Raw genomic sequence first — 15,793 nt, 5'->3', positions numbered from 1 at the left:
TCATTATCAGTGTTAAAGGTTTAATTGCAACGACAATTAAGCTAGTCAGACCATTGAGAGAAAATACATGCGGGCTTCACTGCCCACATGCATATTATACATAATTTAAAATTGTATAGTGGCGTTATTATCAGTTAAATCAGATAACGCAACACCTTCACGGCGAGGGTCCGCACCACCATATAAGGTATTATTTTTAACTTCAACTGCGTGTAAGCCTGAGTTTAAATCAATAATACGTACATTGTGGCCACGTTTAGTAAGCGCAGGCGCAATGGCTTCAATGGTTGTGCCTTTTTCAAGGCTGGTGTAATCGTTACGATTTGTTGTACGCGGTAAGTTAATAGCGTCTTGTGCTGATAAATTCCAGTCAATAACACCCACAACAACTTGTGCAACGTAATCTATGATACGACTACCACCAGGTGAGCCTACAATTAAACGTAAGCTGCCGTCTTTATTAAATACCATTACCGGTGACATAGAGCTACGCGGGCGTTTACCAGCCTCTACACGGTTTGCTACTAGCTTACCGTTTTTACGTGGCGATAACGAAAAGTCAGTTAGTTGGTTATTTAAAATAAAGCCATTAACCATAACCGTAGAGCCAAACGCCATTTCAATTGAACTGGTCATCGAAACTGCATTACCTTTACTATCTACAATAGAGACATGCGAAGTAGAAGGTAACTCGTATGAATCATCCATTGCATAACTTAAGTACCCTACAGGATTACCTGCTACGGCTTTTTGGTCTGTTTCGGTAATTAATTTAGCGCGTGAGGCAATGTAATCTTTGTTTAAAAGCTCTTTGGTAGGTACTTGAGTGAAATCGGGATCGCCCATGTACATATCGCGATCGGCAAATGCAATACGCGAAGCTTGGCTAAAGTAATGAATCGCTTTTTCGCCATTTGGTTTAAGTGCACTCATATCTTTATGCTCAAGTAGGCCAAGCATTTGTAGTACTGCTACACCGCCACTACTTGGTGGCGCCATAGAACACACGTTATAAGCACGGTATTGTATACATACCGCATCGCGTTCTTTACTTTTGTAATCTGCTAAATCTTGCACACTTAATTTACCAGGGGCAACTTTAGAGTGCTGTACAGCATTAACCATTTGTTTAGCGTTTTCGCCTTTGTAAAATGCATCAATGCCCTGCTTTGCAATGTCTTTGTATAAATCAGCAAGTGGTTGATTCTTTTTAACGCTACCCGCTTCGATTAATTTACCATTTGGGTAAAAATATTCGTTAATAATAGGCATACTCAACACGCCTGGGTTTAACTGGCGTGCTAATAAACCATGTAAACGCGGCGAAATTACAAAGCCTTGCTCTGCAAGTTCAATAGCTGGTTTAAAAAGTTCTTCCCACGGCAAGGTACCGTATTGCTTATGCGCGCTTGCAAAGGCATGTAAAATACCAGGCACACCAACAGAGCGTCCGCCTACTACAGCTTCAATCCATTTAACTGCTTTACCGTGCTTATCTAAAAACAGCGTTTCGTCTGCATTTGCAGGTGCTGTTTCACGGCCATCAAAACTAGTCAGCTTATTGTTTGCTTTGTTGTAGTACATCATAAATGTACCACCGCCAATACCTGACGATTGCGGCTCAACTAAAGTAAGCACTAGTTGAGTAGCAATGGCAGCATCTACGGCACTGCCGCCTTGGGCTAAAATTTGTTGACCGGCTCTTGAGGCATATGGATTTGCCGCAGCAACCATGTATTTATCACCTTGCACCACTTTTTTATGGATTAATCCAGTAGCGGCTTCAGGTTCACGAGTTTCAATTTGAGTTGCTTGCTGTGCAAATGAAGGCAGTGATACTGCGCACAGTCCAATGGCAAATAATGAGTTAAGTTTAAAATGCATAAAAATACTAAAAACACTTAATTACGTAGTTGTATTTGGCATCTTAAAGTTAAACGGGCACAATATGCAAAAATTTTGACTAAAAAATTACAATAAAATGCTTAATTTACCTATTCAACCTCGTTATATATTACCGCCTATAATTTTGCTGCTTTTTAGTACCATTTTTGCTGCATTTGATTTAAATAATTTACTTGAATTTAACCGAAGCTTAATTGATGAAGGTGAGCTGTGGCGAATTTTCACCAGCCAATTTGTTCATGCTAATTGGGCTCATTTGGGATTAAATGCCAGTGGTGTTTTATTAATATGGCTTTTGCATGGTGAATATACATCCCCTACTCGTTATGCGTTTAATATATGCTTGCTGGCATTATGGTGTGGACTCGGTGTGTATTGGTTTTGCCCAAGCATACATATTTACACTGGGTTAAGTGCTTTACTTCATGGCGTAATTATTTGGGGGGCAGTTAAAGATATAACTGTAGGGCTTAAATCGGGTTATTTATTATTTATAGGCGTATGGATTAAAATAGCGTTTGAGCAATTTAGCGGCCCAAATGCCGATATAGGAAAACTTATTAACTCCACTGTGGCCATTGATGCACATTTAATTGGCGTTATTGGTGGAACTTTACTTGCCATACCACTGGCTATAGAGCTCTTAAAAAAGCAAAAATAGCGCATAAGCTATTGCTCATACAATAAAAACGCTGCGTTAGTTTATTAAACTAACGCAGCGTTTTTGTTTTTATACTTTATTTTAAGAATTAAAGCGTTTCTTTAAATAACTTATGAATACGTCGGTATTCGTCTAACCAGCTTGAAGGCTGTACAAAGCCATGTGGTTCAACAGGAAATATAGCTGTTTCAAAGTTTTGCTTTTCAAGCTCTATTAAGCGCTGTACTAAACGCACTGAGTCTTGAAAAAACACATTATCGTCAACCATGGGGGCATTAATGAGTAAACGTTTGTTTAAACCCTCAGCGTAATAAATTGGCGAGCTGCGCTCATACGCAATCGGGTCAACATCAGGATGGTTTAATATATTAGCCGTATAACCTGTGTTGTAATGTGCCCAGTCGGTAACAGGTCGTAGTGCTGCACCCGATTGAAATAACTCAGGCGCGGTAAACAATGCCATAAAGGTCATAAAGCCGCCGTAAGAGCCGCCATAAGTGCCGACTGCTTTGGTATCAACATTGGCATTTTGCGCCATCCATTTAACGCCATCGGCTAAATCTTGTGTTTCAGGTGTGCCCATTTGACGATAAATCGCGGTGCGCCAATCACGGCCGTAACCTTTAGATGCGCGGTAATCCATATCCATTACTATGTAACCTTCATCAGCGAGCAATGAATGGAACATAAATTCACGAAAATAAACCGAAAACCCCATATGTGAATTCTGTAAGTAACCCGCGCCGTGGTTAAAAATAACCGCTTTGCGATTTTTACCAACTTCACCTTCTACGTAGTCAGCTGGGTAATACACTTTTGCGTATATTGGTTGATCTGTATGGCTCGATGGCACGGCAACAATTTTGGGTGCAGTTAGTTTTTTAGCTAAAAACTCATCCGACACAGTATGCGTTAAGCGCGTGGCTTTTGTATTTGCTTTAGCGTCAGCTACGTAAAGCTCATTAGGCATAGTAATTGTAGAGTGCTTAAGGAGTAACTTAGTTTCATCTGGGCTTAACGTGTAATCAGTCATGCCATTTAAGTCAGTAACTTGCTCGCTATTACCTGTTTGCGGGTTAACACGGTAAATTTCGTACAGGCCTGGGTGCTCAACATTCGCTTTGTAATAAATTGCGCTGTCATCGCTGGCAAGCGTTAAGTTAGAAACCTCAAATTGGCCTTGTGTTAGTGCGGTTGCTTTGCCGTTAATTGGTTTTTTATAAAGCTGGCTGTAACCCGACTCTTCCGATAGGTAATAAAGCGTGTTCGAGTTATGTAACCAGCCAAAGTCGTTAAACGCATAAGCAATCCATGCATCGTCATGTAGGCGGTGCTGCGAAACGAGTTTGTTGCTTTTAAAATCAACGGTAGCAAGCCAACGATCTTTGTTGTCCCAGGCTTCAAGCATGATAGCAACTTGTGACCCGTCATCGTTCCATACTATTGGGCTTTGCTCAAAACCCCAGTCCATAATAAGGTTAATGCCACGAGGCGCCTTTTTAGACTTATAGGTTTTACCATCACGTGCATAATTTTCTTTTTTAACTGCGGCTAAAACATCTTCATCAAAACCCGGTAAGGTATTAAAGCTAAGTGATGTTTGTTCTTTATTAGTTAAATTGATGTACACAAGCTTTGAGGTTTCTTCTTTAGCATCGGCTACACGGCGGCGTGCTTTTTTAGGCTCTATAGTGGCGTCATTTGTAATGTAGTTAGGCATAATATCGCCCTCACCACGCCAATCTGTTTGCTTTTGTACAACAACTAACAGCGCATCACCATTTGGTGAAAGTTGTGCCTCAGATACTTTATTACCGTCACCTAAGTAATAAGCCGTGTTAGCAATTGAATCGTTTTGTTCATTAATTTGCTCACTGCGCGCTTGCTTATCTTTTTTGTTTTTTTGCTGAAGCGCCACAAATTTAATCAGTTTATGCTGCTCTTTCGCAATATAAGTGCTTGGCTCTTCAATGCCTTTAGGCTCATCGGCAAGCTTTAAGTTAGCAAGCTCAGTCGTTAAACCTGTTTTTAAATCAACTCTGAAAAACACATTGCCTTGGCGATAAACTAAATCGCCATTGTTTAAAAATTGTGGTTTAGACTCGCTTGCTGATGTCGCTGTAATTTGTTTAAGTTCACCCGTTTTTAGGTTTTTAACAAACACATTGCCTTTAAACGTGTAGGCCGCCATTGTTTTATTTTTTGAATAAACAGCTTTATTTGAGCCCACAGTATGAAGTTTATTAAGTGTAATTTGCTCTGCTGTTTGGCTAGTAACAGATTGGCTAAATAAATCGCGTAGTGTATTACCTTGCTCTTTTTGAGCATAAATAATAGTAGCCGAATCGCTAGCCCAGTAAGCGCTCTCTGGCTGATTACCCATCCAATCCGGATCAGCCATTGCTTGTTCTAGCGTTATTTTTTGTGAGCCGATATCTGCTGGCGTGTTTACAACCGCAGCAACCGATGTTGCTGGTAAAGCACTTTGTTGTGTTGATGAGGTGTTAGCGGTCGCGCTACAACCTGCAAGCATGACACTTGAGGCAACAGCTAATGCCACTAACGTTTTAGATGAAGAAAAATTAAAAATCATAGTGCTTCTATACGGTTATTATAATTAAGCCGTATTTAAGCAGAAGCACTCAAGTTATTGCAATTTTTTAAGATAAATAGCCATTAAACAGGGTAAAGCTCAGTTTACTAGCGCATCCCCTGTTAATAGGCGTTATTCAACGATTAAATCAAGCCACACCAGTCGATGATCGCTCGATGCGTTTCTGTCTTTAATTAAACGATATTCATTGCTAGTTTTAGTTGGCCAAAATACACCACCGTCTTTAATTTTTAAGCCGTAGTTTGACGGTAGTACGTAATCAACACGTGCTTGCCAATTAGCACTGTAATTTTGTGCATAAGGCACGTCATACTGCTCTTTAGCGCCTTCACTTTTTGGAACAAACTGAGCGTTTATCAATGGGTTTTTAAGCAGTTGATCGGTGGTATTTGTGCGGGCTTTATTGCCCTCTGGTGCGGCATTTAAATCGCCTAAAATAACAAACCGGGAGTAAGTTTTTAAACCGCCCTTTTCGCCTTTATCATCGTAAATATACTTAGCGTTTGATACATAGTCGGCAATTAACCTTACTTCATCGTGGTTACGTTTGCCGTTTCTATCCTCTTCACCGTCAAATACAGGAGGGGTTGGGTGAGATGCAATAACATGAATGGTTTTATCATTTACGTTAATAGGTAAATCCCAAAACGATTTAGAGCTAAGTCTAAGTGCTTGCCATTCTTGCGCGTTATACCAGTTTTCGCCTGTTTTAGGCATTACGGGCATTTGTGCATTTGGCATGTCTTTATATTTAAAGGTTTGAAGGGTTCTTACTTTATCAAAATCGATTGGGTATTTTGACAAAATAGCCATACCGTAATGGCCTTCAAAAAAGCCAAAACCTTGTGCATCGCCCATCACGCCATTTTTCTTGCCGTCGTTATCTAAATCAAACTCAGTGGCTAGGCCTGTATTTACAGGGGCAATATAAGAGTAAGGGTAGTTAATAGCAGCTTGTTTTTGCTGACCTACATTTAAATAATGTTGATTAAAGTATTCAATTCCCTGCTCTTTTGGGATGTAATCAAATTCGTTAAGTAAAATAATATCAGGGCGAACACGTTGAATAATTTCTGCTATGTTCTTAATTTGCTGGTGGTTTGCTTTAAGTGCATTAACTAAAGCATCACTTTTAACTTGCTCACCTTTAGGGGTGTGATTAGTTGCATCCATACTTACATTAAAAGTAGCAACACGAAGAGAGTCTGATGCAAATGCACTGTTACTAAAAAAAGGACTAAAAGAAGCGGCAACAAGTAGTGCGCTATAAATTGCTTTAAGTTTCATTAAATAATTTCACTGTAAAATTTTAGACTCAATCATTATTTCACAATCTAGGTAACCTTGCGCTTTTTTTAAGTACAAAAAAAATGCCGAGCAAGCTCGGCATTTAATAAAACGGTTAGCCATTTAATGAAGAATTATGTTAGCCGCCGCTTTTAAAATACCTGGATAATCATGCTCAGGTAGATATTCAGTAAGCTCACCTAATTTATCTGCTAGGTCGTTCATGCTAGTGGCCGATACGTTTATATGGCCCATTTTACGACCTGGTTTTGCAGTTTTACCGTACCAATGGCTAGTCACATCTGCATATTTAAGTACGTCAGCTGGAATATTAGGTTGCCCTAGTACGTTTATCATCGCGGTAATGTGTTTAAGCTCTGTATTGCCAAGCGGCAAACCTGCAACAGCACGCATGTGGTTTTCAAACTGTGAGCAATGGCAGCCTTGTTGCGTCCAGTGGCCTGAGTTATGTACACGCGGTGCAATTTCGTTAACGAGTAACGTGCCTTGTACATCAAAAAACTCAATTGCTAATACGCCAACGTAGTTAAGCTCGTTTGCTATTTTAGTAAATGCATCGTTTGCTTGAGCTTCAACGCTTTGATTGTTTTTACCAGCAATAGAAAGCGTTAATACACCATTTGTGTGCTCGTTTTCTGTTAGCGGATAAATAGCAACATTACCATGTTTATCGCGCGCACCAATAATAGAGACTTCACGATCAAACGGGATCATTTTTTCAGCAATAATTGTATGTGGCGCAAGCTCTGTGCCCGATGCAATAAAATCAGCCATTTGTGACCAAATTTCATCTATTTGATCATCTGACTTTAATCGCCATTGACCTTTCCCATCGTAACCCGCTTGGCATGTTTTAATAACAAGTGGCTTACCTAGGGTTTTAACGGCAAGTTCTAAATGCGCTTTTTCAGTAATTAATTGGTACGGCGCACAAGTTACGTTTGTTTTATCTAGCAATGCCTTTTCAAGCGAGCGATCGCCACCGGTTTTAATCGCGGCTTTTCCTGGGTAAAACTTATTGCTGTTGCAGCAAAGTGTTAGTACGTCATCAGGAATGTGCTCAAACTCAGCAGTAATTGCATCAGCGTTTAATATTGCTTGCTCAAGTGGCGTGCTATAAACCTCACCAGTTAGCGGATGCTTAATTTGCTTGCTGCCTACATCGTACGCCACTACGTTTAAATTAAGTGGCGCGCCTGCAAGGCTCATCATACGTGCAAGTTGCCCTGCACCTAATATTAAAATATTCATTATTACTCTGCAGGGTTTGGATTAGCTAATATAGTATCGGTTTGAGCTTTACGAAACGCTTCAATTTTTGCAAAAATTTCTGGATTTTGACACCCTAAAATTTGTGCGGCTAGTAAACCTGCATTTGCTGCGCCCGGCTCACCAATTGCAAGTGTGCCCACTGCAACGCCTTTAGGCATTTGGCAAATAGATAAAAGTGAATCAACACCATTTAATGCTTTTGATTTTACAGGCACGCCCAGTACAGGAAGCGACGTAAAAGCAGCAGCCATACCTGGTAAATGAGCCGCGCCGCCAGCGCCAGCAATAATAACTTTAATACCGCGTTCTGCGGCTGAACTTGCGTAATCAGCAAGTAATTGAGGAGTGCGGTGTGCAGACACGACTTTAGTTTCGTACTTAATGCCAAAATGCTCAAGCATAAGTGCTGCATGTTCCATGGTTGGCCAATCTGATTTAGAACCCATAATAATGCCAACAGTCATAAATACTCCTCAGTAATGTATTTTTAAAATAGCGGACTTATGTCCTGTTTAAGCCGGGTATTATACCCAAAGCCATATTAATTGCGACTAATACAAAGCCACAAAAACAAAAAAAGCCATGTTTAAACATGGCTTTTTAGAGTTAACGTGTAAATAGCTAATTAAGCTTCTTTACTCGCTAGGTATTCTGCGTAGTTGCCTCTAAAGTCAATGATTTTACCATCTTTAACTTCCCAAATTCGGGTAGCTACCGATGATACAAATTGACGATCGTGCGATACAAACATTAATGTACCTTCGTAGGCTTCAAGTGCTAAGTTAAGCGCTTCAATAGATTCCATATCCATGTGGTTGGTTGGCTCATCCATTAGCAATATGTTTGGTTTATGCATCATAATTTTACCAAACAGCATGCGGCCTTGCTCACCACCTGAAATTACTTTAACTGACTTTTTAATATCGTTTTGAGAGAACAACATACGACCTAAGAAGCTACGAACCACTTGCTCGTCGTCGCCTTCTTGTTGCCATTGCTCCATCCACTGAAACAAGTTCATGTCGGTTGCAAACTCATCTGCGTGATCTTGCGCGTAGTAACCAATATTTGCATTTTCTGAGAACTTAAACTCACCGGCTTTAGGAGCTAAGCGCCCTGCTAATGTATTAAGTAATGTTGTTTTACCAACACCATTTTCACCAATAATAGCAATACGTTCGCCAACTTCTACTAAACCTTCAAGTCCAGAAAACAACGTATTGTCCTCAAAACCTTGCGTTAAGTTATTCATTTCAAGCGCGTTTCTGAATAACTGCTTTTCTTGGTCGAAGCGAATAAACGGCGTTTGGCGTGAAGACGCTTTAACTTCGTCTAACTGAATTTTGTCGATACGTTTAGCGCGCGATGTTGCCTGCTTAGCTTTAGATGCGTTAGCAGAGAAACGTGATACAAACTGTTGAAGTTCAGCAATTTGGTTTTTCTTCTTCGCGTTTTCGCTAAGTAGTTGCTCACGTGCTTGCGTTGCTGCAAACATGTATTCGTCGTAGTTACCTGAGTAAATACGTAGCTCACCGTAGTCAATGTCGGCCATGTGAGTACACACAGAGTTTAAAAAGTGACGGTCATGCGAGATGATTATCATGGTACAGTCGCGTTGGTTTAACACGTCTTCTAACCACTTGATGGTGTAAATATCCAAGTTATTGGTAGGCTCATCAAGTAGCATTATATCTGGGTCTGAAAACAACACCTGTGCAAGTAGCACACGTAGTTTAAAACCAGGTGCAATTTCTGACATTGGGCCAAAGTGTTGGTCTGTGCCAATACCTACGCCTAATAGAAGCTCGCCTGCTTTAGATTCAGCAGAGTAACCATCCATTTCAGCAAACTCAGTTTCAAGATCGGCTACTTTCATACCGTCGTCTTCACTCATTTCTGGTAAAGAGTAAATGCGGTCGCGTTCTTGTTTTATTTTCCACAGCTCTTTGTGACCCATGATCACAGTATCAATTACTGAGTATTCTTCGTAGGCAAACTGGTCTTGGTTTAGTTTAGCAACACGTTCATTTGGATCAGTACTTACATTACCTGAAGACGCTTCGAGCTCACCACTTAGAATCTTCATAAATGTTGATTTACCACAACCATTTGCACCGATTAAACCGTAACGGTTTCCGTCGCCAAATTTTGCTGAGATATTTTCAAATAATGGTTTAGCACCAAATTGCATGGTGACATTAGCTGTACTAATAATAGCGCTACCCTCCAAAGGAGTAATGATGTATTTAAATTGCGCGCAGTTTAAACCAAAATGGCCTGTTTTTCTATGAAAGTTTAAAGGCAAACCTCGTCGTTTAAGGCAATTATTATCACTGAGCTACTCGTAATTAAAATAACAAATTAGATTTAGTGTTTTTGCAAATTGTTATTCAACTTAGATAAATTAAAATTCATAATAAACCAATATGAGCGTTTAGAATTTGGTATATAAATAGGGTCTGTTGATCTTTTAAGGTTGAATTTCCAGCAGTCTGTTTGGTATTTAGGCAAGGCAGAGCCTATACAGTGTGGTTATTCCCCATAAATGGGCGATAACGTAGCATTAATGCCAAACAGGCGCTGCCCAAAGGGTTCTTCCTAGGGGCTATTTACTCTTTGTTGCCTACATGGATGTAGGTAAGGGGCGTGAGCAGGACGCGGAAGCTTTGCTCGGTTTTTACTTAGCCCACTAGGTTACAAACTTCGCGCCGCAATTAAATAGCCCCTAGTTTGAACAAATTTCAATCCGCAAAGATCAACAGACCCTAGAGTAAAAACACTTTTAACGTGTTTGTGTGTTTACTTAACTCATTTTTGTACAACCTATAACAATAAAAAGTTATATTTATGAAAATAAAGCACTTTTAGAGCTTTTGCACTAGTCGCTATTTTTTAACCAAGATGAAATTAATTCAAATTAGAATTTTAACACACCACTTATTACCAATCCTTTTTACCTACAAAACAACTAAAAAAACAAACCTCAGCAACACCTGAAAAACAAAATTAACCTCGAGTGAATGTCAATTAAGTTTGCCGTCCAATTTTGTTGATTTTTTTTCACTTTTGAGCCGTTTATTGCTTTGTTAATCTTCGAACCTGAATTTTTACCTACGTAAAAACACTGAAATTTACACAGGGCAACACACAAGATGAGCAAAAAATTAGCGACACTGATTAGCGCAAGTATTGTATTAGCACCCGCTGTTTCGGCGGTAGAGTTATACAAAGATGATAAAAACACTCTAAAAGTAGGTGGATATCTTGATGTGCGTGTAATTAACACACAAAACGAAACCGAAGTTGTTAACGGTACTTCGCGCATTAACTTTGGCTTTACCCGAAAGCTCAAGAAAGACTGGACTGCCCTTGCACTCGTAGAATGGGGTGTAAACCCTGTAGGCAGTAGCGATATAATTTATAACAATCGTTTTGAATCAATTCAGGACGAGTTTTTGTATAACCGTTTAGGTTACGCAGGCCTTTCACACGAAAAGTATGGTCAACTTACCATTGGTAAACAATGGGGTGCATGGTACGACGTAGTTTATGGCACAAATAATAGCTTTGTATGGGATGGTAATGCAGCTGGCGTTTACACCTATAACAAAGACGATGGCGCTGTAAATGGCACTGGCCGTGGCGATAAGTTAGTGCAGTACCGCAATAGCTATAACGATTTTAGTTTTGCAGTACAAGCGCAGCTTAAAAACAGCGAATTTTATACCTGTGACGTAAGCGATATTTCAGAAGAAGAATGCGAAACGCTATGGAACTCTGGCGATAGTGCAGCCCAAGAAGTTGAATTTAACTACACATTTGGTGCATCTGTAACATATACCCCTACCGATATGCTCACGCTTACAGCGGGTATTAACCGTGGCGAGTTTGATTTAACGTTTGGCGATGGTTCTACTCACAATGTTGAAGATTTAATTTACGGTGCAGGCATTATGTGGGGCAATATTGATAAGCCCGGCCTTTACGTTGCTGCCAACATAAATAAAAACAAAAACCACGACACCGATAATATTGGTCGCTTAATTGATGACGCAATAGGTGTAGAAACATTTGCATCTTACCGCTTTGATAACGATTTTCGCCCTTTTATTGCCTACAACGTGTTTGATGCAGGTGATGACTACGTAATTCAGCCAAACTTTAACGCCGATCCAGACGATATATTTAAGCGTCAGTTTGCTGTTATTGGCCTTCACTACTTAATTGACGAAGACACTATTGCCTACGTAGAAGCGCGTAAAGACTTTAGCGACTTTGAAAGTGATAACGACGATCAACAAGCACAAATGGAGCAGTCGGAAGATGACGGTATAGCATTTGGTTTTAGATATAAGTTCTAAATATAAGCTCTAAATATAAGTTAAAAACGACTACAACTTCCCTAAGCACAACCCTTTTAGCCCTTTTAACTTTTTTAACTGGGCTTTTTTTCTGCCATACTTTTTTCAATACTCGATTTTGCGTTTAAAGCTATTTTAACAAGTGCCTTAACAGCGGCGTTGGTATCGGCTTTTTTAAATTGTAATAGCACCGGAATTTGCGTGAGTACGTCGCTCAGTTTTATAAAATGGCACCCTTCACTATATAATTTACGTACGCAATAAGGCGCAATGGCCACACCAAGGCCAGCAGCCACTTCAGTAACTAATGTTTGCATATGCCTAGGTTGGCTAATAATGTTAGGTGAAAAATGAGCTTGTTTGCATTGCAAAATGGTTTCATCAAAAAGACCAAGTGCTTCCTCTCTATTAAAAATAATAAAGGGTTCATTTTTTAGCTTAGCTAAATCAATATTTTTATAATTTGCCAGCGCATGGTTTTGATTAACGATGGCCACCAATGAATCTACATAAATAGTATGACTTACAAATTCATCATTAATTGAATCAGGTAAAGGCCGTGAAAAACCCACATCAATTAAATCATTTTTAAACGCATGTATCTGCTCAGTTGCAGTCATTTCAAACAATGTAACGTGCACGCTTGGGTATTGCTGTTTATATTCTCGAACCAGTGCTGCCATAAAGGTTAAACATGCCGAGCTTAAGTGCGCAATATTAAGTGTACCTACCTGCCCGTTGTGGGCACGTTTAACCTGAGTTTTAGCTTTGTCAGCTAGAGCCAAAATAGCGCGTGCATCTTTTAATAGCTGCTCACCCGCTTGAGTTATTGCAACATCGCGTGAGTTTCTTATAAACAGCACAACATCAAGCTCGCTTTCGAGCTGTGCAATATGCCTACTTATTGCAGGTTGCACGGTGTGTAGCTCTTTGGCCGCTTCTGAAAAACTCTGATGCTTAGCCACGCTGACAAAACTTTTTAATGTTTTAATATCCATCATGCACCTTAAATACATTATCTGTATAGATTCTATAAAATAATATCATTTTTGTTATAGGTAAAGAACTCATACCATAGCTATATGTTAACAACACAAGACAGCTATGACCAAACCCAAACAAAATCAGTCATTAAGTCGATTTATTTTATTACTAATGACCACTGCAATTGCAGCAACAGCAGCAAACTTGTACTACAACCAGCCTATTTTACCGCTTATAGCGAACGAATTTAATTTAACTGATTCGCAGCTTGGGAGTATTCCCGCGCTTACACAAATTGGTTACGCGTTTGCGTTATTATTTATTTCTCCTTTGGGTGACTCGATTGCTCGCAGGCATTTAATTACTATTTTGTCGTGCTTATTAGTAGTTGCTTGTAGTGCAGCAATGCTTGCACCCAACTTACCTTTATTACTTATATCCGTATTTTTAATTGGTGTAAGCGCCAATATAACCCAGCAATTAATACCCTTTGCAGCATCGCTTGTATCGAGCGAGCAAAAAGGTGCCACGTTAGGCACATTAATGATGGGCTTAACTATCGGTATTTTACTTTCAAGAACGTTAAGTGGGTTTGTAGGTGAGCAATTTGGTTGGCGAAGTGTATTTTTAATGTCGGCAGTACTCGCAGCATTATTTGGTATATTACTGCGCGTGTTTTTACCTAGCAATAAGCCACACACTAATTTGCGTTACTGGCCTCTCATTAAAAGTATGTTGGCGTTGTTTATTAAACATAAATCACTGCAGCATTTTACACTTTCGGGCGCATTTTGGTTTGCATCATTTAATGTGCTTTGGGCAACACTTGCAATTTATGTAAGTAACGAGCCATTTAACTACAACGCTCAACAAGCTGGTTTATTTGGTTTAATAGCATTGGCTGGCGTAATTGGGGCTAAGTCATCGGGTAAATGGGTCAGCAAACTGGGATCTAAAGCTCTAATTATGATTGCACTTACGCTTGCGGCAATCGGCTTTGCTATTACAGGCTTGTTTAATGGCAGTTTAGCGTCGTTAGTTATTGGCATTATTCTAATCGACTTTGCCATATTTAGTGCGCAAGTGGCTAACCAAGTGCGTGTCTTTAGTATTGACCCCACTGCGCAAAGTCGCATAAATGGAATTTACATGCTGGGTTATTACATTGGAGGCGCTGTTGGCTCAATGGTTGGTGTTAAAGCATTTGCACTTTATCAATGGCCTGGCGTTGTTGCTGTAAGCATTATATTTATTTTGCTAAGTGGCATTTTTAATTCATTTGCTAAAAAGTAATCGCTTAAAACTTAAGGAGTAAAAATGGGTATGTTAAAAACAGCGGGTAGCTTTACATTACTGTGTATCGCCAGCTTAACTATTATGGTGGGAACCCTACTTGCGCCAGGTTTAGTAAGTATTTCACAAGGATTAGGTATAACCGATAACACCGTACTTTTAATTACGTTGCCATCGTTAGGCGCTGTGGTTTTTGCGCCGCTAGCAGGAAAATTAATAGATAAATACGGAGCTTATAAACTTTTAGTAATTGGATTATTTTTATATGGGGTTGCAGGTGCCAGCGCTTACTTTTTAAAAGGCCCAACGCTTGTATTTGCTAATCGATTTTTACTCGGCGGTATAACTGCTGTGGTAATGGCAAGTTGTACGGTTTTAATTTCTGCTTGGTACACAGGCGAAGCACGCCTTGGCATGATTGCAAAACAAGGCATGGCGATAGAGTTAGGCGGTGTTATATTTTTATTTTTAGGCGGATTATTAGCGTCGCAATTTTGGGCGCTGCCATTTTCACTTTATTTAATAGCGTGGGTATTTTTGGCCATGCTTTTATTGTTTGTGCCAAGTAAAAACTCACTGGCTAGTAATAGCGATGAAGTGTCAGAACATCTACACCACAAAGCTAATAATGGCCTCTCGTTAAAAAGCGTTTATGTAATTTCAACACTCGCGATGACCATATTTTTTACGTCTACTGTTTTACTGCCCATTACAATGAACGAGGAAAACTTTAACGAATCACAAATAGGCCAACTACTCGCATTTATATCTTTAGTGGCTGTAGTTACCGCAGGCTTTATGCCTAAAATAACAAAGAAGCTTGGTGAGCCCAAGGTTTTGGCATTTGCCTTTTTAGCGTTTAGTTTATCGTATATTAGTTTTACACAAGTAAGCACCCTACTTTTAATTTTAGGCGCAATATTAATAGGTATAGGATTTGGTTTTAGTATCCCGCTTTTAAACCATATGACGGTAGAGCTCAGCGATGTGAAAGTACGCGGCCGTAATTTATCGTACTTTACGATGACTGTATTTTCGGGTCAGTTTTTTACCTCATTTATGCAGTACATACCTGGTGGTGAAAAAAACGTATTTATAATTTGTAGCGTTTCAGCATTTATAATTGCACTGGTATTGTTTTTTAAACCGATCAAAGCAAAGTAGTCGTAACTTACAAAAGAGCATTTTTATAAATGCTCTTTTTTTATCTAAACCTCTCGCTTTATTATTTGCACTACTTTACTGATTACTTTTTTTTAATTTGACTCTATTGCTAAGTTTAGCATTATAACAACATTTAGTATGATGTGTTCTTTTGCTGTAAAGCCACCAGCTAATTTATATTAACTGCATTAAGAGTGTAAAAAGATGGTGAAATTATATTGAAATTGCAAA

General features: G+C 39.4%; 11 protein-coding genes. 4 read left to right on the top strand and 7 right to left on the bottom strand.

What is annotated here, in order from left to right:
- Window positions 1-105 precede the first annotated feature (105 nt).
- Window positions 106-1,884, bottom strand: a complete 1,779-nt coding sequence (gene ggt / locus I6F66_RS10230) for a gamma-glutamyltransferase (RefSeq protein ID WP_197209230.1) — start codon at window positions 1,882-1,884, stop codon at window positions 106-108.
- A gap of 97 nt (window positions 1,885-1,981) precedes the next feature.
- On the opposite strand from ggt, the gene rrtA reads away from it, so the two are divergent.
- Window positions 1,982-2,566: a rhombosortase gene (rrtA, locus tag I6F66_RS10225; RefSeq protein ID WP_197209229.1), complete on the top strand. Its 585-nt coding sequence runs from the start codon at window positions 1,982-1,984 to the stop codon at window positions 2,564-2,566.
- 88 nt (window positions 2,567-2,654) lie between these two features.
- Here the strand turns inward: rrtA and I6F66_RS10220 are convergent, their stop codons facing one another.
- From I6F66_RS10220 to I6F66_RS10200, 5 genes are all read right to left on the bottom strand, one after another.
- Window positions 2,655-5,159: a prolyl oligopeptidase family serine peptidase gene (locus I6F66_RS10220; RefSeq protein WP_197209228.1), complete on the bottom strand. Its 2,505-nt coding sequence runs from the start codon at window positions 5,157-5,159 to the stop codon at window positions 2,655-2,657.
- Window positions 5,160-5,291: 132 nt separating this feature from the next.
- Window positions 5,292-6,467, bottom strand: coding sequence for an endonuclease/exonuclease/phosphatase family protein (locus tag I6F66_RS10215; RefSeq protein WP_197209227.1), 1,176 nt, complete (start codon window positions 6,465-6,467; stop codon window positions 5,292-5,294).
- 123 nt (window positions 6,468-6,590) lie between these two features.
- Complete coding sequence (locus tag I6F66_RS10210) at window positions 6,591-7,739, bottom strand: 5-(carboxyamino)imidazole ribonucleotide synthase (RefSeq protein WP_197209226.1); 1,149 nt, start codon at window positions 7,737-7,739, stop codon at window positions 6,591-6,593.
- A gap of 2 nt (window positions 7,740-7,741) precedes the next feature.
- Entirely contained in the window at window positions 7,742-8,224 is a 483-nt protein-coding gene (gene purE, locus I6F66_RS10205; protein WP_002962540.1) for a 5-(carboxyamino)imidazole ribonucleotide mutase, read from the bottom strand.
- Between the two features lie 161 nt (window positions 8,225-8,385).
- Window positions 8,386-9,975 carry an ABC-F family ATPase gene (locus I6F66_RS10200; protein ID WP_076916407.1) on the bottom strand — a complete coding sequence of 530 codons (1,590 nt, stop codon included), beginning with the start codon at window positions 9,973-9,975 and terminating at the stop codon, window positions 8,386-8,388.
- A gap of 937 nt (window positions 9,976-10,912) precedes the next feature.
- Between I6F66_RS10200 and I6F66_RS10195 the strand changes: the two genes are divergently transcribed.
- Window positions 10,913-12,121, top strand: a complete 1,209-nt coding sequence (locus I6F66_RS10195) for a porin (RefSeq protein WP_197209225.1) — start codon at window positions 10,913-10,915, stop codon at window positions 12,119-12,121.
- Window positions 12,122-12,195: 74 nt separating this feature from the next.
- Here the strand turns inward: I6F66_RS10195 and I6F66_RS10190 are convergent, their stop codons facing one another.
- Window positions 12,196-13,119, bottom strand: coding sequence for a LysR family transcriptional regulator (locus tag I6F66_RS10190; protein ID WP_197175182.1), 924 nt, complete (start codon window positions 13,117-13,119; stop codon window positions 12,196-12,198).
- A 106-nt stretch (window positions 13,120-13,225) separates the two neighbouring features.
- On the opposite strand from I6F66_RS10190, the gene I6F66_RS10185 reads away from it, so the two are divergent.
- Together I6F66_RS10185 and I6F66_RS10180 are read left to right on the top strand one after the other, a co-directional pair.
- Complete coding sequence (locus tag I6F66_RS10185; RefSeq protein WP_197175180.1) at window positions 13,226-14,398, top strand: MFS transporter; 1,173 nt, start codon at window positions 13,226-13,228, stop codon at window positions 14,396-14,398.
- A gap of 24 nt (window positions 14,399-14,422) precedes the next feature.
- The gene (locus tag I6F66_RS10180; RefSeq protein WP_197209224.1) at window positions 14,423-15,562 is read left to right on the top strand and encodes an MFS transporter; all 1,140 of its coding nucleotides are present in this window, start codon (window positions 14,423-14,425) and stop codon (window positions 15,560-15,562) included.
- The last annotated feature ends 231 nt before the right edge of the window (window positions 15,563-15,793 follow it).

Source organism: Pseudoalteromonas sp. NZS100_1 (assembly GCF_015864285.1).
Lineage (GTDB): Bacteria > Pseudomonadota > Gammaproteobacteria > Enterobacterales > Alteromonadaceae > Pseudoalteromonas > Pseudoalteromonas arctica.
The sequence above is the reverse complement of the archived record's forward strand: the minus strand, read 5'-3'. Positions and strand labels throughout refer to the sequence as shown.

What these genes read in the sequence shown, in the direction of transcription:
- I6F66_RS10195 (WP_197209225.1), top strand. Translation starts at nt 10,913, where the DNA reads ATGAGCAAAAAATTAGCGACACTGATTAGCGCAAGTATTGTATTAGCA.
- ggt (WP_197209230.1), bottom strand. Translation starts at nt 1,884, where the DNA reads ATGCATTTTAAACTTAACTCATTATTTGCCATTGGACTGTGCGCAGTA.
- I6F66_RS10215 (WP_197209227.1), bottom strand. Translation starts at nt 6,467, where the DNA reads ATGAAACTTAAAGCAATTTATAGCGCACTACTTGTTGCCGCTTCTTTT.
- I6F66_RS10180 (WP_197209224.1), top strand. Translation starts at nt 14,423, where the DNA reads ATGGGTATGTTAAAAACAGCGGGTAGCTTTACATTACTGTGTATCGCC.
- I6F66_RS10220 (WP_197209228.1), bottom strand. Translation starts at nt 5,159, where the DNA reads ATGATTTTTAATTTTTCTTCATCTAAAACGTTAGTGGCATTAGCTGTT.
- I6F66_RS10185 (WP_197175180.1), top strand. Translation starts at nt 13,226, where the DNA reads ATGACCAAACCCAAACAAAATCAGTCATTAAGTCGATTTATTTTATTA.
- purE (WP_002962540.1), bottom strand. Translation starts at nt 8,224, where the DNA reads ATGACTGTTGGCATTATTATGGGTTCTAAATCAGATTGGCCAACCATG.
- I6F66_RS10190 (WP_197175182.1), bottom strand. Translation starts at nt 13,119, where the DNA reads ATGGATATTAAAACATTAAAAAGTTTTGTCAGCGTGGCTAAGCATCAG.
- I6F66_RS10210 (WP_197209226.1), bottom strand. Translation starts at nt 7,739, where the DNA reads ATGAATATTTTAATATTAGGTGCAGGGCAACTTGCACGTATGATGAGC.
- rrtA (WP_197209229.1), top strand. Translation starts at nt 1,982, where the DNA reads ATGCTTAATTTACCTATTCAACCTCGTTATATATTACCGCCTATAATT.